Annotated in this window: 21 protein-coding genes and 1 tRNA gene; 10 read left to right on the top strand and 12 right to left on the bottom strand. The window is 61.6% G+C overall.

Annotation, left to right across the window (positions count from 1 at the left end; all coding sequences use genetic code 11):
* Positions 1 to 26: 26 nt before the first annotated feature.
* Entirely contained in the window at positions 27 to 1,559 is a 1,533-nt protein-coding gene (locus tag HMPREF2537_RS08330; protein ID WP_070527708.1) for an adenylate/guanylate cyclase domain-containing protein, read from the bottom strand.
* On the opposite strand from HMPREF2537_RS08330, the gene HMPREF2537_RS08325 reads away from it, so the two are divergent.
* From HMPREF2537_RS08325 to HMPREF2537_RS08315, 3 genes are all read left to right on the top strand, one after another.
* Positions 1,558 to 2,805 carry a DNA polymerase III subunit delta' gene (locus HMPREF2537_RS08325; RefSeq protein WP_083298997.1) on the top strand — a complete coding sequence of 416 codons (1,248 nt, stop codon included), beginning with the start codon at positions 1,558 to 1,560 and terminating at the stop codon, positions 2,803 to 2,805. The genes HMPREF2537_RS08330 and HMPREF2537_RS08325 overlap by 2 nt on opposite strands.
* Before the next feature lie 102 nt (positions 2,806 to 2,907).
* A tRNA-Thr gene (locus HMPREF2537_RS08320) sits at positions 2,908 to 2,983 on the top strand.
* Positions 2,984 to 3,175: 192 nt separating this feature from the next.
* Entirely contained in the window at positions 3,176 to 3,691 is a 516-nt protein-coding gene (locus HMPREF2537_RS08315; RefSeq protein WP_034969882.1) for a ClbS/DfsB family four-helix bundle protein, read from the top strand.
* Here the strand turns inward: HMPREF2537_RS08315 and HMPREF2537_RS08310 are convergent.
* Both HMPREF2537_RS08310 and HMPREF2537_RS08305 read right to left on the bottom strand, forming a co-directional pair.
* Complete coding sequence (locus HMPREF2537_RS08310; RefSeq protein ID WP_198531383.1) at positions 3,660 to 4,811, bottom strand: recombinase family protein; 1,152 nt, start codon at positions 4,809 to 4,811, stop codon at positions 3,660 to 3,662. The genes HMPREF2537_RS08315 and HMPREF2537_RS08310 overlap by 32 nt on opposite strands.
* Before the next feature lie 38 nt (positions 4,812 to 4,849).
* Entirely contained in the window at positions 4,850 to 5,407 is a 558-nt protein-coding gene (locus tag HMPREF2537_RS08305; protein ID WP_246820273.1) for a DUF4442 domain-containing protein, read from the bottom strand.
* A gap of 196 nt (positions 5,408 to 5,603) precedes the next feature.
* Here HMPREF2537_RS08305 and HMPREF2537_RS08300 point away from each other — a divergent pair, with 196 nt between their 5' ends.
* From HMPREF2537_RS08300 to nagE, 4 genes are all read left to right on the top strand, one after another.
* Positions 5,604 to 6,482 carry a poly(ethylene terephthalate) hydrolase family protein gene (locus HMPREF2537_RS08300; RefSeq protein ID WP_070527702.1) on the top strand — a complete coding sequence of 293 codons (879 nt, stop codon included), beginning with the start codon at positions 5,604 to 5,606 and terminating at the stop codon, positions 6,480 to 6,482.
* A 177-nt stretch (positions 6,483 to 6,659) separates the two neighbouring features.
* Entirely contained in the window at positions 6,660 to 7,817 is a 1,158-nt protein-coding gene (locus tag HMPREF2537_RS08295) for an N-acetylglucosamine-6-phosphate deacetylase (protein ID WP_070527699.1), read from the top strand.
* A gap of 31 nt (positions 7,818 to 7,848) precedes the next feature.
* Positions 7,849 to 8,613, top strand: a complete 765-nt coding sequence (nagB, locus tag HMPREF2537_RS08290; RefSeq protein WP_070527696.1) for a glucosamine-6-phosphate deaminase — start codon at positions 7,849 to 7,851, stop codon at positions 8,611 to 8,613.
* A gap of 43 nt (positions 8,614 to 8,656) precedes the next feature.
* Positions 8,657 to 10,768, top strand: coding sequence for an N-acetylglucosamine-specific PTS transporter subunit IIBC (gene nagE, locus HMPREF2537_RS08285; protein WP_070527693.1), 2,112 nt, complete (start codon positions 8,657 to 8,659; stop codon positions 10,766 to 10,768).
* Positions 10,769 to 10,909: 141 nt separating this feature from the next.
* Here nagE and HMPREF2537_RS08280 read toward each other — a convergent pair whose 3' ends face one another.
* The gene (locus HMPREF2537_RS08280; RefSeq protein WP_070527692.1) at positions 10,910 to 12,568 is read right to left on the bottom strand and encodes an acyl-CoA synthetase; all 1,659 of its coding nucleotides are present in this window, start codon (positions 12,566 to 12,568) and stop codon (positions 10,910 to 10,912) included.
* 169 nt (positions 12,569 to 12,737) lie between these two features.
* On the opposite strand from HMPREF2537_RS08280, the gene HMPREF2537_RS08275 reads away from it, so the two are divergent.
* The 3 genes from HMPREF2537_RS08275 (at position 12,738) to HMPREF2537_RS08265 (ending at position 15,407) form a co-directional block, all read left to right on the top strand.
* On the top strand, positions 12,738 to 13,553 hold the full coding sequence (locus tag HMPREF2537_RS08275) for a GDSL-type esterase/lipase family protein (protein WP_070527689.1): 816 nt from the start codon (positions 12,738 to 12,740) through the stop codon (positions 13,551 to 13,553).
* Positions 13,554 to 13,619: 66 nt separating this feature from the next.
* Complete coding sequence (locus HMPREF2537_RS08270; RefSeq protein ID WP_070527686.1) at positions 13,620 to 14,771, top strand: S-(hydroxymethyl)mycothiol dehydrogenase; 1,152 nt, start codon at positions 13,620 to 13,622, stop codon at positions 14,769 to 14,771.
* The gene (locus HMPREF2537_RS08265) at positions 14,772 to 15,407 is read left to right on the top strand and encodes an MBL fold metallo-hydrolase (RefSeq protein WP_070527683.1); all 636 of its coding nucleotides are present in this window, start codon (positions 14,772 to 14,774) and stop codon (positions 15,405 to 15,407) included. It begins immediately after the preceding gene.
* Here HMPREF2537_RS08265 and HMPREF2537_RS08260 read toward each other — a convergent pair.
* From HMPREF2537_RS08260 to HMPREF2537_RS08225, 8 genes are all read right to left on the bottom strand, one after another.
* The gene (locus tag HMPREF2537_RS08260; protein WP_070527675.1) at positions 15,404 to 16,198 is read right to left on the bottom strand and encodes a cytochrome c biogenesis CcdA family protein; all 795 of its coding nucleotides are present in this window, start codon (positions 16,196 to 16,198) and stop codon (positions 15,404 to 15,406) included. The genes HMPREF2537_RS08265 and HMPREF2537_RS08260 overlap by 4 nt on opposite strands.
* Positions 16,199 to 16,279: 81 nt before the next feature.
* Positions 16,280 to 17,149 (bottom strand): DsbA family protein, encoded by an 870-nt coding sequence (locus HMPREF2537_RS08255; protein ID WP_148138142.1) that lies wholly within the window; start codon positions 17,147 to 17,149, stop codon positions 16,280 to 16,282.
* Between the two features lie 147 nt (positions 17,150 to 17,296).
* A complete protein-coding gene (rfbA, locus tag HMPREF2537_RS08250; protein ID WP_070527672.1) occupies positions 17,297 to 18,163 on the bottom strand; it encodes a glucose-1-phosphate thymidylyltransferase RfbA in 867 nt (288 codons plus the stop codon).
* A gap of 117 nt (positions 18,164 to 18,280) precedes the next feature.
* Positions 18,281 to 19,645 (bottom strand): sugar nucleotide-binding protein, encoded by a 1,365-nt coding sequence (locus HMPREF2537_RS08245; RefSeq protein WP_070527670.1) that lies wholly within the window; start codon positions 19,643 to 19,645, stop codon positions 18,281 to 18,283.
* Between the two features lie 6 nt (positions 19,646 to 19,651).
* Complete coding sequence (gene rfbB, locus HMPREF2537_RS08240; protein ID WP_070527665.1) at positions 19,652 to 20,656, bottom strand: dTDP-glucose 4,6-dehydratase; 1,005 nt, start codon at positions 20,654 to 20,656, stop codon at positions 19,652 to 19,654.
* A 59-nt stretch (positions 20,657 to 20,715) separates the two neighbouring features.
* The gene (locus HMPREF2537_RS08235; protein ID WP_070527662.1) at positions 20,716 to 22,074 is read right to left on the bottom strand and encodes a M1 family metallopeptidase; all 1,359 of its coding nucleotides are present in this window, start codon (positions 22,072 to 22,074) and stop codon (positions 20,716 to 20,718) included.
* Between the two features lie 84 nt (positions 22,075 to 22,158).
* Positions 22,159 to 23,238 (bottom strand): alpha/beta hydrolase, encoded by a 1,080-nt coding sequence (locus HMPREF2537_RS08230; protein ID WP_070527659.1) that lies wholly within the window; start codon positions 23,236 to 23,238, stop codon positions 22,159 to 22,161.
* Positions 23,239 to 23,275: 37 nt separating this feature from the next.
* The gene (locus HMPREF2537_RS08225) at positions 23,276 to 24,709 is read right to left on the bottom strand and encodes an alpha/beta hydrolase (protein WP_070527651.1); all 1,434 of its coding nucleotides are present in this window, start codon (positions 24,707 to 24,709) and stop codon (positions 23,276 to 23,278) included.
* Between the last annotated feature and the right edge of the window lie 546 nt (positions 24,710 to 25,255).

Here is a 25,255-nt window from a genome sequence, read left to right as displayed (position 1 = left end):
AAGCTACCAGAATCACAAAGACTTATTTATCCGAGAGCACGCTCCGCCAGCGTCGGGCGGATAGGGCGCGCCAGCTGCGTCATGCGGCGGCGCCCGCGCAGCTCAATAGACTTCATGAGCGTCCAGCGCGCTTGCTCCGCCTCGTTGGCGCCGCGCAGCGTGGCGGAGTTGGTGAGCACCTGGCCCGGTGTGTCCTTGGCCAGTTCGGTGAGACGCGCGGCCTCATTGACGGCATCACCAATGACGGTGTACTCGAAGCGATCCGCACCACCAATGTGGCCGGCCACCACGTGGCCCGCCGCCACGCCGATGCCCGCCTGCAGCCGCAACCCGCGCAGTTCCTGGCGAAGTTCGCGGGCGGCGTGTAAGGCCATGGAGTTGGCGTCGTAGACCGTCAGCGGGGCGCCGAAGACGGCCAGGGCGGCGTCACCCTGGAACTTGTTGATGATGCCCTTGTTGCGGTGTACCACCTCAACCACGTGCTCGAAGAACTTGTTGAGCTCCTCCACCACTTCTTCCGGGGTGTGGTTGACAGCGAAGGTGGTGGAGCCGATGACGTCGATAAACAGCACTGCCACCTTGCGGTCCTCGCCGCCCAGCTCAGGGCGCTCCTCAAGGGCGCGTTGTGCCACCTCGGCACCGACATAGCGGCCGAAGATATCGCGCACGCGCTGGCGTTCGCGCAGGCCACGCATCATTTCGTTGAATCCCGCCTGAAGTACGCCGAGCTCGGAGCCGTCGTAGATGTCCACCTGGACGTCATTCTCGCCGCGGCGCACGCGGTTGATGGCGTCCTGCAGCTCAATGATGGGATCGACCACGCTCATCATCGCGAACATGGTGCCCATGAGCCCGGTGCCCAGCGCGGTAACGGTCAGCGCAACAATGGCCGGCATGATGTCTGAGGTCTCCGGGCTAAACAGACCCGCCTGCTGGCCCATGAGGACAAGCACGATGCCGATGAGCGGGATGCCGGAGGTCATGAGCCACGTGGAAAGCAGCCGGTACTTAATCGGCGGCTCCAGGGTGGAATCCTCGAAGCGCCGGGCCACGGCTTCTGCCGCCACGGGACGCACGAGGCGTTCCGCCTGCAAGTACGTCAACAGCACGATGAGGCCACCGGCCAGCGACGCAGACACGCCCACGACGATGGCCAGCCGCGCCGAGTGCTGGCCCGCCAGCACCACCGCCAAGATGATGCCCAGCAGCCACACGCCCGCGGCCACACCGGCCTGGTAGAGCGGGATGCGCAGGACCAGGTTGCGCACCATGTTGGGATCATGGTCATCGGGGCTGCGTTGCCAGTCCAACACCGGCCTGAACAGTCGAAGTGTTACCGCTATGCCGATGATGACCGCAAAGGTCACGAACAGCGTGCCGTAGGTCCACAGGTGGGGCGTGTGGGCGATGAAGTCGGAGATCTCCGGCATGGGGAGAAAGAAGACCACGAAGGTCATGATCGCGATGGCGCCGATGATGTTGGCTCCAAGGACGAGCGCGGCGTACATCGGCCATTGAGTACCCCATAACCAGCGGGCGCCACGCATCAGTCTATTCATGGTTACACACTTTAGTTATCCCAGTAGGCTAGGGCGAGTGATTACATCAAGCGTTGCAGAAAGGCTTGCCGACGCCCCCTCCGTCGCCCACACCATCCTCAGTGCTGCCCGCGCGGCTCGCGGTGAAGGCGACTCGCGAGCGATGAGCCACTCCTGGCTGTTTACTGGGCCTCCCGGTGCTGGCCGCTCACTGGCCGCGCAATGCTTCGCCGCAGCACTCATGTGCACTTCTGCCGACGAGAACGGCAACCCCGGCTGCGGGCGCTGCCCCTCCTGCCGGAGCGTCCTGGACAAGCAGGAGCACACCGACTTGGTTTACGTGGACCCGCAGGAGCAGTTCATCACCGTTGGCGAGGCCCGCGAGGTCATTGGGCGCGCGGCCAGCCTGCCGAGCGTGGCGCCGTGGCGCGTGGTCATCTTCAACAAAGCCGACCGCCTGCGCAACGAGGCCGCCAACGCGTTGCTCAAAACCGTGGAGGAGCCCCCGGAGCGCACCGTCATCATCATGGTGGCGCCCTCGGAGGATCCAGAGGATTTCTCGGTCACGCTGCGCTCGCGCTGCCGCCACCTATATATTCCGGCGCCGAGTGTGGATGGCGTCGTTAAGCAGCTCGTCGCCGAAGGCGCCAGCGAGGATGACGCGCGCCTAGCCGCCGTGACCACCCTGCGCCACGTGGGCCGTGCGCGGCACCTGGTCAACGAACCCGCCGCGCAGAAGCGCCGCGCCATGGCCATCAACCTGGCCGAGGACGTCTTCCACGGCTCCCAGGCCTTTCAATCCGTCACAGCGCTACTGAAGTTCATTGAGAAGGAAGCCAAGGACTCCCACGCGGCGGCGGAGGAGGCGGAGCGCTCCAAGATTGAGCAATCCTTCGGCGTTGGTGCCAAGGGCAAGGGCGCGACGAAGGCGCAGCGCGACGCCCGCAGTGCCCTGAAGGACCTGGAGGAGCTCCACAAGAAGCGCGCTAAACGACGCATCTCCGACGGCCTCGACATCGCCCTCGTGGATCTCGCCGGCATCTACCGCGATGCGCTCATGCTGAAAGTCGGCGCTGAGGTGGAGATGACCCACCCGGACTTCGCGGGCCTAGCCGGTGAACTTGCCCAGCGCGTGAGCGAAGATGGCTTGCTGGCAGCTCAGTCCGCCATCCGTACCTGCCGCGAGCAGCTGCCGCAGAACGTCACCCCGCAGGTGGCTTTCGACGGCATGGTGGGCCGCCTGCGTCTGGCCTGTGGCGCGCGCTAACCTGCGGGTGTGCTGCACGTGCCTCACATCAAGTGGCCCGATTTCTTTCTCGGCCCCGGCCTAGGCTAAACTCTCACGCGGTGCATATACACACTGCATCGTGCCGCCTTAGCTCAGTCGGTAGAGCATCTCACTCGTAATGAGAAGGTCGCGAGTTCGATTCTCGCAGGCGGCTCCACTTAGACGTCGGATTTGATAAGTACCCTTTTGCGTTAGCGAGTATCGCTTAGGGGGTGTGAAAAATCGCTTGCGTTAGCGGGTTTGGGTTTTGCGTTAGCGGGTATCTTGTTTGCCCTAGTAAAATGCGTATTCAGGGTTTAACGCGCTAACGAAGCGTTAAACCTAAGGCCGTTTCACGAGGAGGTGTGTGGTGAGATCGTATGCGTCCGGCGATGAACTAGCCGCAGAGATTACTAAGCGTGGCGAACTTTTTATCGGCGAGTTCGTAGGCGTTCCTGGCGATGGTTGGGACCGGCTGGTTGACGGTGTTGACCGCACGCCCCGGCAGATGATCGCCTACCAGCTTGGCTGGATGGAATTACTGCTCGGCTGGGAACGTGACGAACAAGCCGGTCTTGACGTGGTGACTCCGGCACCTGGTTTTAAGTGGAATCAACTGGGCGGATTGTATGAATCGTTCTACCAACGCTGGGAGCAGGTATCTACTGAGGATTTGATCGACAGGTTCAAGATCCTGCTTGGTGAGATAGTCAAAATGGTGGGCGGTCTAACCGAATCAGAATTGTTTAGTTCGGGTCAGCGTGCGTGGGCTTCTTCCACCCCGTCGGCGTGGCCGGTGTGGAAATGGGTGCATATCAACACCGTCGCGCCATTTACGACGTTTCGCACCAAAATCAGGAAGTGGAAGAAACTGGCAGCCTGCTAGCAATAGGCACGGTGATTTCAGTGCCGATTCTGAAGACGAACTGGATCTCGTTGGCTCCGATAACGGCATGGTCGATAAGCGCTGTCCACTGGGATGGTTGAAAATGCTGGATGGGCTTGTCGGCCAACTGGGTGTAGGCGGTTTTGATCGCAGTGGCCTTGGCACTCTTGGCAGCAATCTCGGCCTCGATGGCTTGTTTGCGGCCCAGGGTTTTCTGGTATCGCGCTTCTAGCTGGGTGTAGCGGGCGAGGTATTGGTCCTGGTCTTGCGCTACCCGCTGATTTTCTGCAACCAATGATTCAATCTCGCTGGCAAGAGCGCGGATTTTCTCGTCTAGGCGCTTGGACTCCGCTTCGAGCTGGTCTGTATTAAACATGGCGTCGATGACCTGTGGTAGGTGGCTTTGTCCGCGATATTGTTCAGCCAGCTGGTTTAGCGCGGCGAGGAACGCGGTCTGGATTTGCTCATCACGCAAGGTAGCGGTCTGGCAGGGACGGGGATGGTCGTATTTTTGGTTGCACCGCCAGATCGTGTGCTTGTATTTAGTGTTGGATGCCCAGGTTTTGCGTCCGTACCAGGATCCGCAATCTGCGCATTTGAGTCGGCTGGCAAATAGGCCGATTTTGGAGCTGTTGGTTGCGTGGCGGGTGGCCAACTCGTATTGAACCTGATCCCAGACGGGCGCATCAATAATCGGCTCGTGGTTTCCGGTGACGTAGTATTGCGGGACTTCGCCCTCGTTTACTTCGATTCGTTTGGTTAGGAAGTCAGCGGTGAACGTTTTCTGGAGCAGGGCGTCGCCTTTATATTTCTCATTGGTCAAGATGGAGCGCACGGTTGAGGTGGACCAGTTGGTTTTACCTCGCGGAGTCAAAATACCGCGACGCTGTAGCTCGGCACGGATTTCGGTGATCGATGAGCCGTCTAGAAACAGCTGGTAGATCAAGCGCACGGTCGGGGCTTGAGTCTCATCAATAGCGAGGTTACCGTCAGCGCCTTTCTTATATCCCAGTAGCGAGGAGTAGGGCACCATGACTTTCCCATCAGCGAAGCGTCTGCGATGTCCCCAGGTGACGTTCTCAGATATGGAGCGAGATTCTTCCTGGGCAAGACTACTCATGATGGTGATGAGTAGTTCGCCTTTAGAATCAAGGGTGCTCAAAATGGCTTCAAAGCACTAGATAAACACAGCACAAGAATTTCGGGAAGCACCCTCAGTAGTCCAAGCGTCACTAGCCAGCGTCTGTGGCCAAGTGCAGCTTGTTTCTGCTTGCGCCGGTAATAGACTTGGCGGCGCACATGAGCGACGACATCGCCTTCCTCATCGATGATGTCCACGTCGAACCAATGCAAATACTTCTCACCGTTGGCCGTCTTTTCTTCGATGAGCGCGTAGGTCTCCTCGGAGATGCGCATATCGGCGGTGACCGTGCCGCGGCCGGGTTTCAGGTACTTAATTTCACCAGCGGCATCCCAGATGCGGTACTCCTTGCCCAGTCGATGCATGGAGGCGAGCATGAAGAACGGATCCGTCATGGCGGAGAGCGTGCCACCGAAGGCAACACCCATGGCGTTCTTGGTCAGCATGTTTGGCCTGTGGCTGACAACGACGCGAGTTCCGTCATCAGCGAATTCCTTGATCTTAATGCCAGCGCCCAAGAAGGGCGGCCAGAATCCCATGAATCGCTTGAGCTGGCGCGCAGAAAAGCGGGCCATGAGGAAAGCTCCGTATGAGTTGTGGGGGCAGGTGGGGCTAAGCGGCCCCAACTCTACTGTTGTGGGACGGGGAGCGCCCGCACTTTGATTCGCCGTATCGTCCTTCTTATAGGTGGTGCTAGGTCTTGCACCGTGTATAGGAAAAGTAGTGCTAGCGCTAGTGACCTTCGCTCTCGTGCGAAACACAATAAAGAGCATGAAAAAGCTTGTGGTTGGCATTACTGCCGTGGTGGCCGTGATTGTGGTGGCGTTTGTCGGGTTTGTGGGATTCATGCAGTGGGTGGACGCAGACAGCGTGACCGGTGATGATGGCGTGGCCGCCGGATATAGCGCTGAGACAGGTGGCCTGCTGGAAGCGTCGTTTGCGGGCGAGGGGCCGCACGAGGTCGACGTGCGGCGTGATGGCGACGTGACCGTTGCGGCGCCGACAGGCACGGGACCATTTCCGGCGGTTGTCATGGCTAACGGCACGAACACGCCGCTGAGCAGCTACCTGCCCGTGGCGGAACACCTAGCCAGTTGGGGCTTCGTGGTCGTCGGCGATGAGACTCCCCAAACCGGAACCGGGGAGAATGTCGTGCACCTAATTGAGCGCTTACCGGAACTGGATTCTCGCGTGGACAGATCACGGGTCGGTATTTTCGGACACTCACAGGGCGGCGCGGGCGCTATCAACGCAGCGTCCCACACGGAGGTAGCAGCTGTGTATACGGCGAGCCCGGCCTCCCACAAGGTGGCAAAGTCCAATGACTGGGACTACACCACAGCGGGCGTCGAGGCACCGTTGTTCTTGATGACGAGCGATGGCCGTTCAGACCGCTGGCTTGTCAGCCCGTGGTCAGACTTGCAGGAGAGCTTTGAATCAGCTGGTGGTCCGGCAATCATTGCCCGCCGTCTAGGCGCGGACCACAAGGACGTTTTAGAGTTCGGGGACGGCTATGCCACCGCGTGGTTCCGCTACATTCTTGCTGATGATCCTGATGCGCGAGACGTGTTCGTTGGCACCTCACCAGCGGGCGCCGGTGAGCTAGCGAGCAACGCGCTTTGGGACCGAGTGGCCACCCGCGGCTGGTAGCTCGCCGGGCCTTTCGACATTCCGCGCGGTGCACCTAACGCGCTAAAAGTCATCTGCGCTCACACACCCCCTTCGGAGGAAGTGTGGTTCACAAAAATTGGTAGCCCTGATAAATTTCAAGTGAATTGTCAACCGGGCTGCGCCACGTCAGCCCGTACAAGCGGGACCGAATGAACCATGCAGACAAAGGAGAAAGGCCACGTCGAGGGCCTCTACATTGATGAAAACTTCGAGCTGCGCGCTGGGGCCGTCACGTTCGGAGAGAGTATTGAGGGCATAGCGCTTGGCGACGTCCCCCAGGCCGAGGCCGCCTGGCGCGCCGGGGACCCGGATGCGTTGCTGTGGGTGCCCGGCTTCGTGGACCTGCACAACCACGGCGGCAATGGCGGGGGATTCCCCAACGGCGACTACGAGCAGTGCCTGGCCGCCGCCCGCTTCCACCGCGCGCACGGAACCACGACGCTGCTGGCCAGCTTGGTCTCCGGCACGCAAGAAGAACTCTGCGCCCGGGCGGAGCTTTTAGCCCAGCTGGCTGAAGAAGGCGAGATCGCCGGCATCCACATGGAAGGCCCCTTCATCGCGGCAGCCAAGTGCGGCGCGCAGGACCCTTCGCGCATCGTGCCCGGTGACCCGGACTTCTTCCGCGCAGTCATCGCCGCGGCCCGCGGCCACCTGCGTTCGATTACTTTCGCGCCGGAAACGGAGAACGTCGACAAGCTGCTCGACGTCTGCGCGGAGCATGGCATCATCGCCAGCTTGGGCCACACCGAGGCCGATTACGACACCACGCTGAGCGTTATCGCCAAGGCTAAGGAGCTCGGCCTGACCGTGACTGGAACGCACCTCTTTAATGGCATGCCTTCTATTCACCACCGCGCGCCGGGCCCGGTAGCGGCCTTGCTCACCGCAGCGAAGGCGGGGGATGTGTCCGTCGAGCTCATCGCAGATGGTGTGCATCTTGTCGACGGCGCCGTGGACATGGCTCACAGCCACCGCGCCTTCGCCATCACTGATGCCATGGCGGCGGCCGGCATGGCCGATGGTGACTATGAATTGGGCTCCCTCCCTGTCACCGTGAGCGGGGGAGTGGCGCGCGTGCCCAGCGGCGCCATCGCGGGTGGTACCTCCACCTTGGCCCAGCAATTCGCCAGCTTCGCCGAGCGTCATGGACTCGGGGAAGCAGTTCGTTTTACCTCCACCACGGCCGCCGACGTGTTGGGGGAGAAGGATCTAGGCCGCATCGCGGTTGGCGCGCGCGCCAACCTGGTGGGCCTCAATGCCCAGCTAGAACCGGTACGCGTCATTGTCGGTGGCGCTGAATTCATAGACTCTTAAAAACACTCTCACTCGCATCAGAAAGGCACTCATGGAAATCCTCATCCGCTCCACCCCCGCCGACGTGGCCGTCGCCGCCGCCGATATCCTCGCAAGCTACGCCAACACCTCAGCCACCCTGGGGCTGGCCACCGGTTCCACCCCAGTGGCCACGTACAAGGAGCTCATCGCCCGCCACGAGCGCGGCGAGGTCAGCTTCGCGGGTAGCCGCGCTTTTCTTCTCGACGAATACCTAGGCCTCGCCCCCGAGCACGAGCAGTCCTACTACGCCACCATCCGCCGTGACTTCACCAGCCACGTCGATTTTGATGATGCCCTGGTCAAGAGCCCAGAGGGCAGCGCTGCCGACCCCGTGGCAGCCACCGCCGCCTATGACCAGGCGATCCGGAATGCCGGCGGCATCGATGTCCAGTTGCTCGGCATTGGCGCGAATGGCCACATTGGCTTCAACGAGCCCTCGAGCTCCCTGACGTCTCGCACCCGCGTGGTGGCCCTACATCCGCAGACCGTGCAGGATAACTCCCGCTTCTTCGACAACCTGGAAGAGGTTCCGCGCCACGCGCTGACGCAGGGTTTGGGCACGATTAGCGAGGCCCGCCACCTGCTCCTCATCGCCACCGGCAGCAACAAGGCCAATGCGGTACAGGCGATGGTTGAGGGGCCGCTCTCCGCGCGCTGCCCTGGCTCGGTGCTGCAGCTGCACCCGCGCGCGACCGTGATCGTTGATGAAGCCGCCGCCGCTCTCTTGGAGGACCGCGAGTACTACCTCTTCGCGGACCAGAACAGGCTGCACTAAAGCTCTTCTTTCCCCCTCTTCCGCTCGAAAGGACGTTTCAGACATGAAAATAGATGTCATGGGGCCGCTGCAGCGGCTCGGAAAAGCCCTCATGGGAGCTGTGGCGGTGCTGCCCGTCGCGGCGATCCTCAGTGGTCTTGGCTATTGGATCTCCAGTGCCGCCGGCCCGGATAACCTCGCCGCCCAGCTGCTCATTAGCTCCGGTGATGCGGTGCTGGCCAACCTTGGCTGGATCTTCGCCATCGCCATTGCCTTCGGCCTGGCTAAGGATTCCAACGGTGCCGCAGCACTCTCTGGTTTCTTGGCCTTCGCCACCTTCATGAAGCTGCTCGGCCCAGAGGCCGTGGCCGGCTACCGCGGCATCGAAGACCCCACCGCGCTGACCGGTGACGAGGCCCTGGAATGGGCCTCGGAAGGCTGGAACGCCGTGGGCGGCGGAAACGTCCTCTTCGGCATCCTTGCCGGCGTCATGGCGGCTTGGGTTTATAACCGCTTCCACGGCACCAAGCTGCCGGACTTTTTGGCCTTCTTCTCAGGCCGGCGCCTCGTACCGATCCTTACCGCCATCATCGCCATGGTGGTTTCCGGCATCCTCTACTTCGTGTGGCCGTTCATTTACAACGCGCTTTTCAACTTCGGTACCTCCATCCAGGGCCTGGGTGCGGCGGGCGCTGGTATCTACGGCGTGGCTAACCGCCTGCTCATCCCGACCGGCCTGCACCACGCGCTGAACTCCGTCTTCTGGTTCGATGTCATCGGCATCAATGACATCGGCAATTTCCAGGCCGGCCAGAAGACCATCGAGGCCGCCGCTACTGCTACCTCCGCCGCCGACTGCCCTGGCATCTGGGCCAACGGACAGTGCACGGTGGAAGGCGTCGTCGGCCGCTATCAGGCCGGCTTCTTCCCGGTCATGATGTTCGGTCTGCCGGGCGCGGCCCTTGCCATGTACCTGCGCGCGGATAAGAAGAAGCGCAAGGTGGTCGGCTCGCTCATGGCTGCTGGCGCCTTGGCTTCCTTCTTCACCGGCGTGACTGAGCCGCTGGAGTTCTCCTTCATGTTCGTTGCCCCGCTGCTCTATGTGGTGCACGCGCTGCTGATGGGCCTGTCCGTTTTCATCGCTTCCACCATGGAGTGGACCGCGGGCTTCGGCTTCTCCGCCGGATTCGTGGACATGCTGCTCTCCTCCCAGAACCCGCTGGCCAACAAGTGGTACATGCTGCTGGCGATGGGCGTGGGCTTCTTCTTCCTCTACTTCATCATCTTCTACTTCCTCATCGGCTGGCTCAACCTCAAGACCCCGGGCCGCGGCGAGGACGATGCGGTAGCAGACCCCATGGAGGATTCCGCCACCGGCGATGACAAGACCGCAGCCGATGCCGCCCGCATTATCGAGGGGCTCGGCGGCAAGGACAACATTGACTCCCTGGACTACTGCACCACGCGCCTGCGCGTGGGCGTCAAGGATCGCGCGCTTGTCGACGACTCCCTGATCAAACGCGCCGCCGTCTCCGGCGTCATCCACCCCTCCGGGAAGAGTGTGCAGGTCATCGTGGGACCGGCCGTACAGTTCATGTACGACGAGGTCAGCCACCAGCTGCGCCATGGCTCCCCGGCCCTGGCCACGGCGGGTGCCGCGGGTGCTGCAGCCAGCGTGCCGGCCAGCGCCAAGAGCGCCGCTTCCGCTGACGTCGACGTGCGCGCCCCGTTCGCGGGTGACGTTGTCGAGCTCTCCCAGGTCCCGGATGCCTCCTTTGCCCAGGGCATGGTGGGCGAAGGCTTCGCCGTAATGCCTGATGCCGTCGATGCCTTCGACGTCTGCGCCCCGGTAGACGGCACCATCACCATGGTCTTCAAGACACGCCACGCCTTCGGCATGCAGACCGCGGATGGTTTGGACCTGCTCATTCACATCGGCATCGACACCGTGGAGCTCAAGGGCGAAGGTTTCACCGCCCTGGCTAAGAAGGGCGATACCGTCCCCGCCGGCACGCCGATCATCGCGGTGGAGGCGCAGAAGCTACGCGAGCGCGGCGTCAACCTCATCACCCCGGTGGTGTGCCCGACGGCCAAGCAGGTCGCCGGAGTCGACATCGCTCGCGAGGGCCATACCCAGCCAGGCGAGGGTGCTGCAACCGTCAAGCGCAGCAGCTAGCCGGCTGGATTAAATCCCAGACACAAAAACTGCCCGAGTTGCCAAAAACAACTTTGTTCGCCTGCGGTTAGGAGCGAAGGTTTTGGCAACTCGGGCAGTTTGGCTCGGAGGGTTCTATGCCTTGAGAGGAATAGGCGTGGGCTAGTCGGTGCCGTGCAGCAGGCGCGGCACCACCTTGCCCGTGGCATTGCGTGGCAACTTGTCCAGGAAGTGGACATCGCGCGGCACGGAGTGATCGGCGAGGTTCTCGCGGACCCAGGTGCGGATGCTATCGGCAGTCACGGTGTTGCCTAGGGCATCGCGCGTGGTCACTGCCCACACGGCGATGCGCTGGAAGGTGGTGTCATCCTCCACGCCGCCGGCATGTACCTCCGCGATGCCCGGCATGGCCTCGAGCACCTCCGTCACCGACTGCGGGTGCACGTTCTCGCCGCCGACGATGATCATGTCATCCGCGCGGCCCACCACGTGCAGGTAGCCCTCGGGGTCGATATAGCCCAGGTCCCCGATGGAAATGAGGCCATCAACCTTGTTGAGCGGGATCTTCGGGTTGGTATAGCCAATGAGCGCGGTGGAGTTGGTCAGGTAGATCTCACCGACCTCGCCGTGCGGAACCTCATTGCCCTCCTCATCGAGGATGCGCAGCTTTGTGCCGGAGGCAATCTTGCCGCCGATGGTGGGATCCTTGGCCACCTCTTCCATGCTGGCCGTCGATGCCAGCGCCAGCTCTGTGGAGCCATAGACATTGCAGAGAATCGGGCCGAAACGTTCGTGGGTTTCCTTGACAATCTCCGGGGTCAGCGCGTGCCCGGCGGAGGCAATGAACTTCAGGCTCGAAGTATCGAAGCGGGAATCCGTGTCCGCCTCGACCATCTGGCGGAAGAAGACGGGGGAGGAGAGCAGGCCATCGAGCTGGTAGCGCTGGATATCATCGAGTGCGGCCGCTGGGTCAAAGACGCGGCGGGTGACAATTGTATTGCGCAGGCCCAGCGCGATGTTGAGGCAGGCCCAGCCCCACGTGTGGAAGATGGAGGCGGTCATCTGCACCTTTTGGTCCCCGCGCCACGGCACCGCATCGACGATGGAGGCGACCACCACTGGCAGCGTCGGCTCCGGGCGCATGATTCCCTTAGGAATGCCCGTGGTGCCGGAGGACATCAGCACGATATGCCCGTGCTTGGGCCAGGTGGGAAGCTTGTGCTTCTCGACGTCCCGCGGATTCTCTACGATCTTGCTCAGCGATGCCGCCTGCGCCAGCTCAGCGGGAATCTCCTCACCGGACTCGTGGCCAATGACGACGTGCAGGCCATCAATGGGGGTAGAGCTGTCGAGGCGGTCAACGAACTCATCGTCGATGACCAGCACGTTGATGCGGTTTTCCTCGATGCATCCGGCGAGCTGCTCGGGGGAAGAACCGACGTTGAGCAAAAAGATGTGCGCCCCCGCATAGCCCTTGGCGGCCAGCGGGGTGATAATGCCGCGGCCATTGCGGGCCATCACACCGAGGCGAATCTCCTCGAGCCCCAAAGAAAGCAGCCAGCGCGCGAAGGTACGAGAGTGATCGCGCAGTTGGCGGTAGGTGAGTGCCCCGTCATCGTCGATAAGCGCCAGGCGTTCTGGGCAGGTCAGATAGGCTTGCTCCACTTCGCGGGCGGTGGTGAAGCGGTAGCGCGCCAGAACCGGCGCGGTCAGGGCCACCGCCCGCGGGCCGCCGGCCGGGCTAATGAGGCCCGCGCGGAACAGGGAGGGGATAAAGCGCGCGAGGGCGGCGGCGTGGAAGGTTACATCAGAAAGCTTCATAAGGTTCTCATCGAAAGGAGGGGAAAAGAGGTTACGGAGATGGCGGACTCGCCATAATCAAAACGACAACCTGTTAAAGGTGTTGCTATTGTTACATAAGCTGCAACCGCAAGCGTAGTCTATTATGGTTTCGGTCTAGAACATACTCTTTTGGAAGGACGTTAGTCACGTGAAGTCTACTCAGCGCATCGCTGCTCTCTGCGCCTCCCTCCTCGTGGCGGTAGGCCTGTCCCAAGCTCCGCAGGCAGTTGCTGGTGAGCGCAACCTCGTCGCCTTTGGTGATTCCGTGCTGGCGGATCCGCAGCTGGATACATATTTGTCCTCGCGAATGGGCTCGTCTCAGCGCAATCCGAGCCTGAACTGCCCGTCGGGCAATAACTACGCCAAGCGCACCGCCGCCAAGCTGGGCATGCCGGTGGCGGACTTCTCCTGCTCTGGTGCTGTGTCCATGTCTCAGGGCCCGCAGGTGAACGCGCAGATCGACGACGCCATTCGCCGCGGCGCGCTTAGCGCGGATACGCAGCGCGTGCTCTTTGCTAGCGGCTTCAACGATACGTACAACAATGCCGGGCTTTCCGACGGCGACATGCGCGCCCGCTGGGTCGGCGCCAACGCGCCGCTAATCCACAAGATTCGTGCGGCGGCGCCTAATGCCCGCATCCAGATCGTGGGTTACCCGACCATCGGCTCGGGCGACCGCTACTGCCTTATCCACTTTGGCCCGAAGCCGGCCGACGCTACGGCGCTGCCGATGGTGCAGCGCTATGAAAACGTCGCGCAGTGGATGCAGGTGGACCTGGCGCGTGCTACCGGAACCGAATTTGTGGACATGAAGCCGATGACCTGGGATCGCGGTATGTGTGCCGATGCCGACAAGCGCCTGTGGGCGGGTCTGGTGGACTTCTCCGCGGGGCCGGGCAACCTGCCGCTGCACATTAATGCGCGCGGTCACGAGTTTGTGGCTAACCACCTTGCTAGCTTCTAGAAGCGCGCTCTTCTGACTTTCGGGCCCGGGCAACGTTGTCCGGGCCTTTCGCGTACCCTCGCGGACATGGCTGTTAATGAAAACCTAAATGAAAATAACTCTCAGCAAGGCTCGGAGGTTGTCCGCGGCGTGATTGCACGCGCCAAGGGCGAGCCCGTCGAGACCGTCAACATCGTCGTGCCCGCTCCGGGCGAGCACGATGTCGTGGTCAAGATTCAGGCCTGCGGCGTCTGCCACACCGACCTGGCTTACCGCGATGGCGATATCGAGGATGCCTTCCCCTTCCTGCTCGGGCATGAGGCGGCGGGCGTCGTCGAGCGCGTGGGCGATGCCGTTACCCATGTTGAGGTCGGTGACTTCGTGGTCCTGAACTGGCGCGCGGTGTGCGGCGAGTGCCGCGCTTGTAAGAAGGGTGAACCGAAGTACTGCTTCAACACCCACAACGCCTCCGCGAAGATGACGCTCGCGGACGGGGATAAGGACGCCGGCACCGAGCTCACCCCGGCGCTCGGCATCGGTTCCTTCGCGGAGAAAACCCTGGTCCACGAAGGCCAGTGCACCAAGGTCAACCCGGAGGCGGATCCGGCCGCCGCGGGCCTGCTGGGCTGCGGCGTGATGGCCGGCCTGGGTGCTGCTGTTAATACCGCGGACGTTAAGCGCGGCGAGTCCGTCGCGGTCTTCGGCTGCGGTGGCGTGGGCATGGCGGCCATCGCCGGTGCGGTGCTGGCTGGTGCCTCCAAGGTCATCGCCGTGGACCTGGACCCGGACAAGCTGGAGCTGGCCAAGAAGTTCGGTGCTACCCACACTATTGCGTCGAAGGACAAGTCTGAGGACGAGGTCATCGAGGCAGTCCGCGAGCTCACCGATGGTTTCGGTACCGACGTGGCTATCGATGCCGTGGGTATCCCGGTCACCACTCGCCAGGCCTTCTACTCCCGCGACCTGGCCGGCCGCATGGTCATGGTGGGCGTGCCGAACCTCACCAGTCGCTTCGATGTCCCAGCCATCGACTTCTTCGGCCGCGGCGGCTCACTCAAGTCCTCTTGGTACGGCGACTGCCTCCCGGAGCGTGACTTCCCCATGTACGTCGACCTCTCCTTGCAGGGACGCTTCCCGCTCAGGGATTTCGTAACCGAGCGAATTGGTCTCGACGACGTGGAAGAGGCCTTCGCTACCATGAAGGCTGGCAAGGTACTTCGATCCGTAGTGGAGCTGTAAATGATCATTGAACAGTTTGTAACCTCAGGAAAGTTCCGCCTGGATGGTGGTGAGTGGGACGTGGATAATAACGTCTACATCCTGGCCGCTGGTGGCGCGTCAAGCGATGCCGAGTGCTACATCATCGATCCTTCCCACGACGCCGAGCGCGTCATCGAAGAGGTGGGCCAGCGTACGGTCAAGGGAGTTATCCTCACCCACGCGCACAACGACCACTGCGAGCTCGCTCCCCAGGTGGCTGAGCACTTCGATGTGTCCATCTACCTGCATCCGGACGACCGCCCCCTTTGGGAGGAAACGCACGAGGATGCGACCTTCGTGCCGCTGGAGGATAACCAGCTCTTTACCGTGGGCGATAGCGACTTCGTGGTCTTCCACACGCCGGGCCACTCGCCGGGATGCGTGGTGCTCTACATTGCGGACGAGGCCACGCTTCTGTCGGGAGATACTCTCTTCAACGGCGGGCCGGGCGCTACCGGCCGTAAGTATTCCGACTTCGATGTCATCATCGAGTCCCTGCGCAACCGCGTGCTGAACCTCCCGCCGGAGACCCGCGTCCTGCCGGGTCACGGCGATGAGACCACCATTGGTGCTGAGGCGGCGCGCATCGACGAGTACGTCGCGCGCGGCTACTAGGCCGGCGTGCGGGCGGCCTTTACTCCTGCCACCACCGTGGCGGCGAGTGAAAGCCCGAACCAGACCCACGCATCCGCCACGCCCGCGCTGAAGGCGCGGGCTTTTTCCTGCACTGCGAACTGCGCATCCGTGCTTAAGACCGCGGGCAGGGTTGCGCTGCCATAGCTCACAATGAACAGCACGCCGATGAGCACGAAGAACGCGCCCGAGACAATGGAGAGGGTATTCGTGCGCACGGGGCCGAGGACCACCTCGCGCCCCCGCAGCCACGACCACGAACCCACATCGAGGCGCTCCCATAGCGCGGCCAGCACAAAGAGCGGTGCGGCCATGCCCACGGCATAAGCCACCATGATGAGCCCGCCGTAGAGCGCGCTGCCGGATGCGGCGGCCGTGGTGAGAACAGCGCCTAGGAGCGGGCCCGCGCAAAAGCCAGCGAAGCCATAAACCGCGCCGAGCAGAAACACCTTGCCCCGCGCCTTTCCGGACAGGGCATCCATGCCGGGGATGCGGAAACCACCACCTAGGGCGGTAAAGATTCCCAGAGCGATGATGATCCAGCCCGCCACCGTGATGACTTGGCTACGATACTGCGCCAGCACGGCGGCCAAGCCCATGCCGATGGGCACGAGCGTGGTGCACAGACCCAAAAAGAAGATCAAAGTATTGAACAGCAGCTGGCGCTGCGAATCGAAGGCATAGGCAAAGAAGGCTGGCACCAACAGCGCTGAACAGGGGCTGATCAAAGTCAGCACACCGGCGATGACGGCGCCAAAAATTCCGATGCTCATATGCTCACCCCTACTGCGTAGCCGCCTAAGAATGCGGTCAAGATAACCAGTGCGATGAAGACCCACACGATCAGCGGTGGTTTAGGCATTGGCCGCCTTTCCCAGCTGTTCCTGGATGAGTTGCTCAAATACCTCTAGGGGCTGCGCACCACTGACGAACTGATCTCCCACCACGAAGGCCGGGGTACCCGTAATACCAATCTGGGAAGCGTAGCTGGTGGCTGTCTCGATGACCTCGGCGTAGGTGTCATCCGTGGCCTGTTGGCGGAACTTCTGCAAGTCCGCAACGCCGGCCTTCTTAGCGAACTTCATGAAGTCCTCGATGCCGAATTCTGGGTGACCGCTGATGTCCTTGCTGGCGGTGTAGAGCTCGTGCTTGAACTCCTGGAACTTGCCCTGTGCCGCGGCTGCGCGCCCGGCCTTAGCAGCCTCGACGGCGGCGGGGCCGTTAACGGGGAAGTCATTCCACTCGATGCGCACCAGACCCTTCTCCACGTACTTCTTAAGGATATCCGGCTCGGTGACATTAGCGTGGCGGGAGCAGAACGGGCACTCGAAATCGGAGAACTCCGAAATCACCACAGGTGCATCCACCGCACCCACGGCGAAAGGATCGTTGTCCTTCTTGCGGTGTACCACCGTGATATCCCCCGACATGGTGTCACCACCGGGCCCGAACATCATCGGGTCACCCTTCCCATCGGAGAACTTTGTGCCGGGCGTGGCCTTGTCAGCATCCTTCGCCAGGTCTTCGGTAGGCGCCGTGCTCGTCGTCGTCTCCTGTGCTGCGGGAGTGCTTTCCTTGCCGGAAGAGGTGCGCTCCGCCAGCAGGAAGCCAATGATGATGGCCAAAATTACAATGATCACCAACAATCCCCACGCCACGGGGCTGATGGTGGATAGCGCTGATTTCTTCGGATCACTGGTGGGGCGAGAGGATGAACTAGGCATGCGATTACCTTAACGCGTTTAGGCTGGTTTGGGTGATGGCGGCTCCCGCCTGCGGGGCACGGTTGCTTAAGTACGTACGGATCGATCAAATAAGGCCTCAAATCCCGCGGATTCTCGGCCCTTATTTGATCGATATGTACCTCGAGCTCAGCTCTCTTGGGCGGCGGCCAGGAGATAACGGCCATAGCCGGACTTCAGGAGGGGCTCGGCCAGCTCAGTGAGTGCTGCCGCATCGATGAAGCCTTCCTCGAAGGCAGCAACCTCCGGCGAACCAATGACGGTGCCGGTGCGTTTTTGCATCACCTCGACGTAGGCCGAGGCCTCACTCATGGAGTCCACCGTGCCGGTATCCAACCAGACGTCACCGCGCTGCATGCGTTTGACGCGCAGCTGCCCGCGGCGCAGGTACTCTTCGTTGACGGCGGTGATCTCTAACTCCCCGCGCGCGCTGGGTTGGATGGACTTGGCAATCTCCACCACGGAATTGTCGTAGAAATACAGTCCCACCACGGCGTGGTTGGACTTTGGTGCGGCGGGCTTTTCCTCGATGGACAGGGCTTGGCCTGAGGAGTCAAAGTCGACAACGCCGTAGCGCTGCGGATCGGAAACCTCGTAGGCGAAGATGATGCCACCATCCGGGTGGCTGCACTCATTAAGCGCGGTGGAGAAGCCGTGTCCGTCAAAGATGTTGTCACCCAAGACAAGGGCCACATCATCATCAGCGATGAAGTCTTCCGCGATGAGGAAGGCCTGGGCTAAACCTTCGGGGCGGGGTTGGACCGCATAGTGCAGCATGAGGCCGAGCTGGGAACCGTCCCCAAGCAGGCGCTGGAAGGCGGCCTGGTCTTCTGGAGTAGTGATGATGAGGATCTCGCGGATGCCGGCCTGGATCAGGGTGGTCAGGGGGTAGTAGACCATCGGCTTGTCATAGATGGGCATGAGCTGCTTCGAGATGCCCTTGGTGATGGGGTAGAGGCGGGTTCCAGAACCGCCTGCGAGAATGATGCCCTTCATGGGCTTCAAGCTTAATGGAGGGGTCCCGCTCCGGGGTGCGGCGGCGCGGGCTGGCGAACATAACACTTAACTTCCCACATAACATAACACGTGGGAAGTTAAGTGTTATGTTGAGTGTTATGCCGGGTAAAGTCCCAGGTAGAGCGCCAAAGCGGCCCGCCAATTCATAGGTTTAAAGCCGGTTGCTTCAATCTTGGACAGGTCGAAGGTGGACTCCTTTGGGCGGGGTGCTTCGGGCCCGGCAATCTCGCGGTATTGCTCGGTGCTCACCGGCGTGACATCGGCGGGGTCCTGGCCCACGCCGGTGAAGACGGCCATGGCAATCTCATCGCGGCCCACGACGTCACCGGAGTTGGAGATGTTGTAGACGCCGTACTCGGCTTGGATCTTGAGCAGGTGGATGATGCCCTTCGCTAGGTCCTCGGCAAAGGTGGGGCGCCCGCGCTGATCATGGATGACGGAGGGCTTGACTCCCTTATTCGCCAGCGAGCGCATCGTGGACATGAAGTTGGCGCCATCGCCGAAGACCCACGAGGTGCGGATGACATAGTGGCGCGGGGCGGTCTGCGCGGCGGTATCGCCCGCGGCTTTAGACGCCCCATAGGCCGAGAGCGGGGAGGGCAGCTCATCTTCGGAGTGGACCTCGTTAGAACCATCAAAGATGTAATCGCTGGAGACGTGCACCAAGGTCAGGTTATTCTCCGCCGCAATGCGCGCGAGCTTCGCCGGTGCGGAAGCGTTGACCGCCCAAGCCGCGGCGCGATCGTCCTCCGCGCCGTTGACATCGTTATAGGCCGCGCAGTTGATGATGGCGGAGTACTGCTTCCACGGGCGTGCAGGCGGGTTGGTGATATCGAAGTCCTCGTGCCCACGGAACTCCACCGCGCCCAGACCAGCGGTGGGCAGGAATTTCTTTAAAGCGCGGCCCAGCTGCCCGTTGGCGCCGGTGACCAGGATGCGGCGAGGGGGCATGGGGGAGACGTCGGCAAGCGCGGGGTGCTCCTTGTCCTTGTCGGAGATCTCCGTCGGTTCCAGCGGCCAGTCCACCATGTCCAGGTTGACGCAGGTGTACTCCGCATCCGGGGACCAGTGGTCATTGACCAGGTAGGAGTAGGCGCAAGCCTCCAGCGCCTGGAAGCCGTTGGCCACACCCCGCGGCACGAAGACCGCCACGTCCTCGCGCAGCTCGTGGGTCACCAGCTGCCCAAAGGTGGACGAGCCCTCACGCAGATCGCACCACGCGCCGAAAGCCCGGCCGGAAGCCACGGAGACCAGCTTGTCCCAGGGCTCCGCGTGCAGCCCGCGCGTGACACCCTTCTCCGCATTGAAGGAGACGTTGTTCTGCACCGGCTGGAAGTCCGGTAGCCCGGCCGCCACCATCTTCTCGCGCTGCCAGTTCTCTTTGAACCAGCCGCGGTTGTCGCCGTGGACGTCGAGCTCCACAATGAGCAGGCCTTCGACGGCCGTTGACTGCACCTTCATGGCTATCTATTGTCCTTGCTTTGCGTAGTTGGCTTCGACTTCTTCCTTGCCCGCGCGCCACCACTCTTCGTGGGCGCGGTACCACTCAATGGTGGCGGCCAGGCCTTCTCGCAGATCCGTGTAACGCGGGGCCCATCCCAGCTCGCGGCGCAGCTTGCTGGCATCCATGGCGTAGCGCTGGTCATGGCCCGGGCGATCCGCCACGTGCTCAAAACGCGCTTGACCGTCATCCGTCGCCCCCATGAGCTCACAAATCATCTCGATGACTTGGCGGTTGTTCGTGTCCTCCTGGTCGGCACCGATGTTATAGGTCTCACCGATGCGCCCGCGGTCCAGGATGGCGAGCACCGCCTCGTTGTGGTCATCCACGTGAATCCAATCCCGAACCTGCTCGCCCGTGCCATAAAGCTTGGCGGGCTGGCCCAGAAGCAGGTTGGTGATTTGCCGCGGGATGAACTTCTCAATGTGCTGGTAAGGGCCGTAATTATTGGAGCAATTCGAAATGGTTGCCCGCAGCCCAAAGCTGCGCACCCACGCGCGCACCAGGTGATCCGAACCGGCCTTCGTGGCCGAATAGGGCGAAGAAGGGTTATAGGGAGTCTCCTCGGTGAAGTAGGTATCCGCGCCAATTTCCAAATCACCAAAAACCTCATCGGTGGAGACATGGTGGAGGCGCACATCGTGGCGACGGCAGGCCTCCAGCAGCACGAAAGTACCCATGATGTTGGTGTGGAGGAAAGGCGAAGGATCCCGCAAAGAGTTGTCATTGTGGGATTCCGCAGCGAAGTGCACCACGGTATCGGCCTGGGACACGAGCTTGTCGACGACCCTCTCATCCGCCACGTCCCCCACCACGAGCTCGGCGTCCACGCCGTCGAGATTGGCGCGATTGCCCGCGTAGGTGAGCTTATCCAGGACGGTGATCTCCACCTCCGGGCGCTGCTGGGCCACGAGCCGCACGAAGTTTGCACCAATAAAGCCGGCGCCGCCGGTAACAAGCAGTCTGCGCATGGTCTCCCAGTCTAGAGCATGCACTAATCACGGGACTGCCGGGATGAAGCGGCCGATATTTATAGCGGGAAGCGCGGCAGCTCCGGCTCATCCAACCACTGGGCTAGGAGCTGGTCGACGTCACTTGGGTTCTCCGCAGCCTTGCGCATGCGGCTGATGAGATCCTCCGAGCTCACCACCGAGTGCTGCGCTGCGGTGAGGTACTCCCGCACCGTGGCAAAGAAGGACTCATCACCCACGAGGCGGCGCAGCGCGTGGACGGTCAGCGCACCGCGCTTGTAGACGCGGTCATCGAACATATCGCGCGTCCCAGGATCGCTGAGCAGAATGTCCTGTTTCTTGCGGGCCAGCACCTGGTAGTGCGAGCGCGCCGATTCATGTGCCGGGCGGCCATGCGCGTGCTCGAACCACAGCCACTCGCAGTAGCAGGCAAAACCTTCGTTGAGCCAGATATCCTTCCACTCCATCAGGCCCACGGAGTTGCCGAACCACTGGTGGGAGAGCTCGTGCGCGATGAGCCGCTCGAAGACGTGATCACCCTTGACGTGGTTGGAGCCGAAGATGGACAGGCCCTGGGCTTCGAGCGGGATCTCTAGCTCATCATCGGTGATGACTACCTGGTAATCGGCGAAGGGATAGTGGCCAAAGAGCGTGGAATAGAAATCCAGCATTTCCTGCTGCTGAGCGAATTCTTCGAGCACCACCTGCTTGAGCCGGGCCGGCGCCCACGCGCGGACGTTGGCCCCGAGCGGGATTTCGATGTACTCACCAACTTGGACCGTGGCGAGGTATGTGGCCATGGGGTGCTTGACGCAGTAGTGCCAGCGCGTCATGGAGCCACCTGCGCTGCGGCGGGAGACCAGCTTGCCGTTGGAGATGACCACGAAAGGATCGTCGGCGGTAATGCGAATATCGTAGGTGGCCTTTGCGGACGGGGTGTCATCGCACGGGAACCAACTGGGTGCGCCGTTGGGCTGGCTAGCCACCAAAGAGCCGGAATCCGTCTCCTCCCAGCCGATCTCACCCCATGGCGTGCGCAGCGGGCGGGGTGAGCCACCATAGCGAATGTGCAGCTCAAACTCCTGGCCTTCCGCAATTGTGTCGGCGAAGTTCAGTCGGAGCTTTCCGCCGGACAGCCGGAACTTGGCCACGCGCGGCGCGTGCTTCGCCGTGATGCGGCGGGCCACCATGGCACCGCCGAGGTCGAGCGTGAGCTTGTCCACGTCCTCCAGTGCGCGAATATGGAGCACAGCTTCGCCTTGAAGCATGTTGGGCTCCACGCGGTAGGTCAGGTCCAAGTCATAGTGGGTGACCTCGAAGCCGATGTTGAAATCCACCCCCGTGTAGCTATCCCGGGAAGGCGCGGCGTGGCCGCGGGCGGACGAGATATGCGAAAGGGCGGTAGAAAGCAGCTTCATAATGCCGCTATCCTACCGCCCTGTTTGGCTTATTCGAAGCCAGGGGAGCAGGCACGTCACGCCGCGACGTGCTCCGCTCACTATTTAGGAGTTGAAGGCTTCCTCAAAGGTGGGCCAGGACTTCACCAGGTCCTCGCGCCAGCCCGGCCAGGAGTGCGTGCCCACGTTGCGGAAGTTGTAGGTTGCCGGAATGTTCTGCTTATCCAGCTTTGCCTTGAGCATGTGGGTGCAGTGGTTAACGGCCGCCTCAATGACGCCGCCTTCCACCTGCAGCTGAGCTGATCCCATGTATGCCGTCAACGGGCTGTAGCCCTTGTTGATGTAGTAGGACGGGGTGTCCTGCTCGCCCGCGAAGCCCGATGCGGAGGAGATGTACAGCTTGGTGCCGCGCAGCTTCTCGGAGTTCATCAGGGCGTCGTTGTAGCGGTTGTAGGCAGAACCCATCGGCCCCCACATCTGCTCCGGCTGGCCGCCACCGCGGTTCACTGTGAGACGCAGGAACTCGTACTCAGTGGGGTAGGCGGTCGCAGCACAGCCAGCGAAGGAACCAACTGCGTCATAGAAGCCCTGGTTGTGCTGAGCAAGCAGCAGCGAGGACGTCGCGGACATGGACATGCCGGCAATGGCGCGCTTATTGCTTGCGTTCAGACGCTCCTCCAGCGGGCCAGGCAGCTCCTTGGTCAGGAAGGTCTCCCACTTCTGCGGGCCCTTGAGGTACTTGCCGTTGGGCTCCTCCAACCAGTCGGTGTAGTAGGAGAAGGCGCCTGCCTGCGGAACCACTACGTTGACGTCCTTCTCAGCGTAGAAGTCCACGGCATCGGACATGTTCAGCCAGTCAGAGTCCTGCTCGGCGGAGCCTGCACCGTTGAGCAAGTAGACCGTCGGGCGGTCCGGGTTCTTGGCCGGGATAACAGCCAGCGGAATAGCGCGGCCGTTCATCGCCGGCGAGGTAGCCTCCAGCTTCAGAACTCGGGGGTCATCCTTGTATTTGTCATACCACTTTTGGCTTTCGACCTCCGGGGTGACTTGTAGGTCCGAGATAGTGGATAGGGCAGTGTCACCTGCAACTTGCTGTGGGGTGATGGTGGCAGCACCCGCAACGGGGCTGACCAGCGCGGCTGCGCTGAGCGCGCCGGCGGCGAGGAGAGAGCTAAGACGCTTCATAACGTTCCTTTATCAACGGTTGGTACGGCGATTGAGCTTAGCGCTCGGTCGCCTCAGTATCTACTGGCAGGGAATCAGCGGGGGCGTCGTTGTTCGCCTCTGCCTCATCCAGTTTCGCATCCTGCATATCGGCTTCGGCGTTCATTTCGTTAGCGCTCGTGCCCTCATCTGCTGCATAAGTTGCCGCTACCGGCGCGGAAGGATTCTCGGGAAAGAAGGCGCGTGCGAAGGTCGGCCAGGAGGAGTTGATGTCGTCATACCAACCCGGCCAGGAGTGGGTACCGGTGTTGCGCAGGTTGAAGACTGCGTCAACGCCCTCACGCTCCATCTTTGCCTTTAGATCATGCGTGCAGGCGTTCATGGCTGCCTCGATGACGCCGCCCTCAACCACGAGGGTGGAGGAGGACTTGAAGGCCTGGGATGAGCCCAAGGCATCAATCTTGGACGAGCCCAAGTCAGTTGCCCCAGCCAAACCGGAGTTGGCGGAAACATAGACCTTGGAATCGCCCATGTTGTTCTCGGTGGCGTTGATCAGGCCATCGTTGTAGCGGTTGTAGTCGCCGCCCTTCGCGCCCCACATCTGCTCGGTGCTTCCTCCACCGCGGTTCACGGTGAGCTGCGCGTAGAAGTTCGGCAGCGGGGCCGAGGTGGCAGCACAACCGGAGTAGGAGCCGATGGCATCGTAGAAGTTCGGGTTGTGCTGGGCTAGTACGAGCGAGGAGGTAGCGGACATGGACATGCCGGCGATGCCACGCTTGCCGTTGCCGTTAATGCGCTCCTCCAGCGGTCCCGGCAGCTCCTTGGTCAGGAAGGTCTCCCACTTCTGCGGGCCCTTGAGGTAGCCGTTGTTCGGGTCGGTCAGCCAGTCAGTGTAGTAGGAGAAAGCTCCCGCCTGCGGGATGACGACGTTCACGTTGCGGTTGGCGTAGAAGTACGGCAGGTGCTGCACACCCTTTGCCTTCGGATCGAGATCCTTGCCAAAGGTGGAACTAATCCAGTCCATGCCCTGCTCGGCGCCGCCGGCACCGTTGAGCAAGTAAATGGTGGGGCGGGAAGCATCAAAGGTGCCGTCTGGGGTGAGTACGGCAAGGGGAACGTCGCGGTCCATTGCGGGTGCGGTGGCCTTAAGAGGCTTCACCAACTCACGGTATTCCCCGTACCTGAAGACGTAGCCCATCCACTTCTTTTCGTCCGGGAGTGTGTTGATTTTGAGTTGGCTGAAATTGGTGTTTCTGTCGTTAAGGGCAACCTCATATTCCTCTCGAGACGGCGACGGGTTACCGGCCTCATCCTTGGGCAGGTACTCCTCGAGCTCGGTGTAGAGGTCGATATCGGAAATCTGGGATTCTTCAGCGTTACCGCGGATCTGAGCCGGGTCAATGTCGGATGCGCTGGCGATAGGGGATACAACGGCGCCGAGGGCTAAGGCTGAGGCCGCCGCCAGTGTGGTGAGAGAGCGCGCAATCTTCATGGAATCTCGCTTTCTTGATGATGAGCGGAAGTGTAGGGGCAAGTTTAAGAGATGCTCCGGACAAACCACCCTTGAAATGAGTAAAAGTACTGATAGGCGGGTAATTCAGTACCCCCGAAGATAAGGGTAGCGAGATTAAACATACCAAGTTATTAAAGTGAATGGTGGTATTGAAGTTGAAACCGTGTCATAATCTTTCCGCGCCTATTCCGGGGTTATGTAACGCAACGACAGTCTCGTTCGTTAGTGGAGCTAGGTACCGAGACCGCCTTTGGCGGCGGCCGCCTGCATCGCTGTGACCTCGCGGGAGGGGTGCCGCGTGAAGCCGCGCGTGCCGCTCAACTATCAATAGAAAGAAGAAGAATGAACTTTTTTGACACCATCCTCGTTTCCATCAACCAGGTGCTGGGCCAGATCGCTCACTTCGGTTCCTCCACGTCCTCGAAGGCTGCCCTGGACTGGGGTCTGTTCTAAGAAGTCTGCGGGGGTAGTGCCCCGCTTTCTTTCCCCTAATCCCCTTCATTGGGGGTTGGGGGTTTATTTATG

This window comes from Corynebacterium sp. HMSC074E01 (genome assembly GCF_001808885.1).
In the GTDB taxonomy this organism is placed as follows: Bacteria; Actinomycetota; Actinomycetes; order Mycobacteriales; family Mycobacteriaceae; genus Corynebacterium.
Note: the sequence above shows the minus strand (reverse complement) of the source record. Positions and strands in the feature narration are given on the sequence as shown.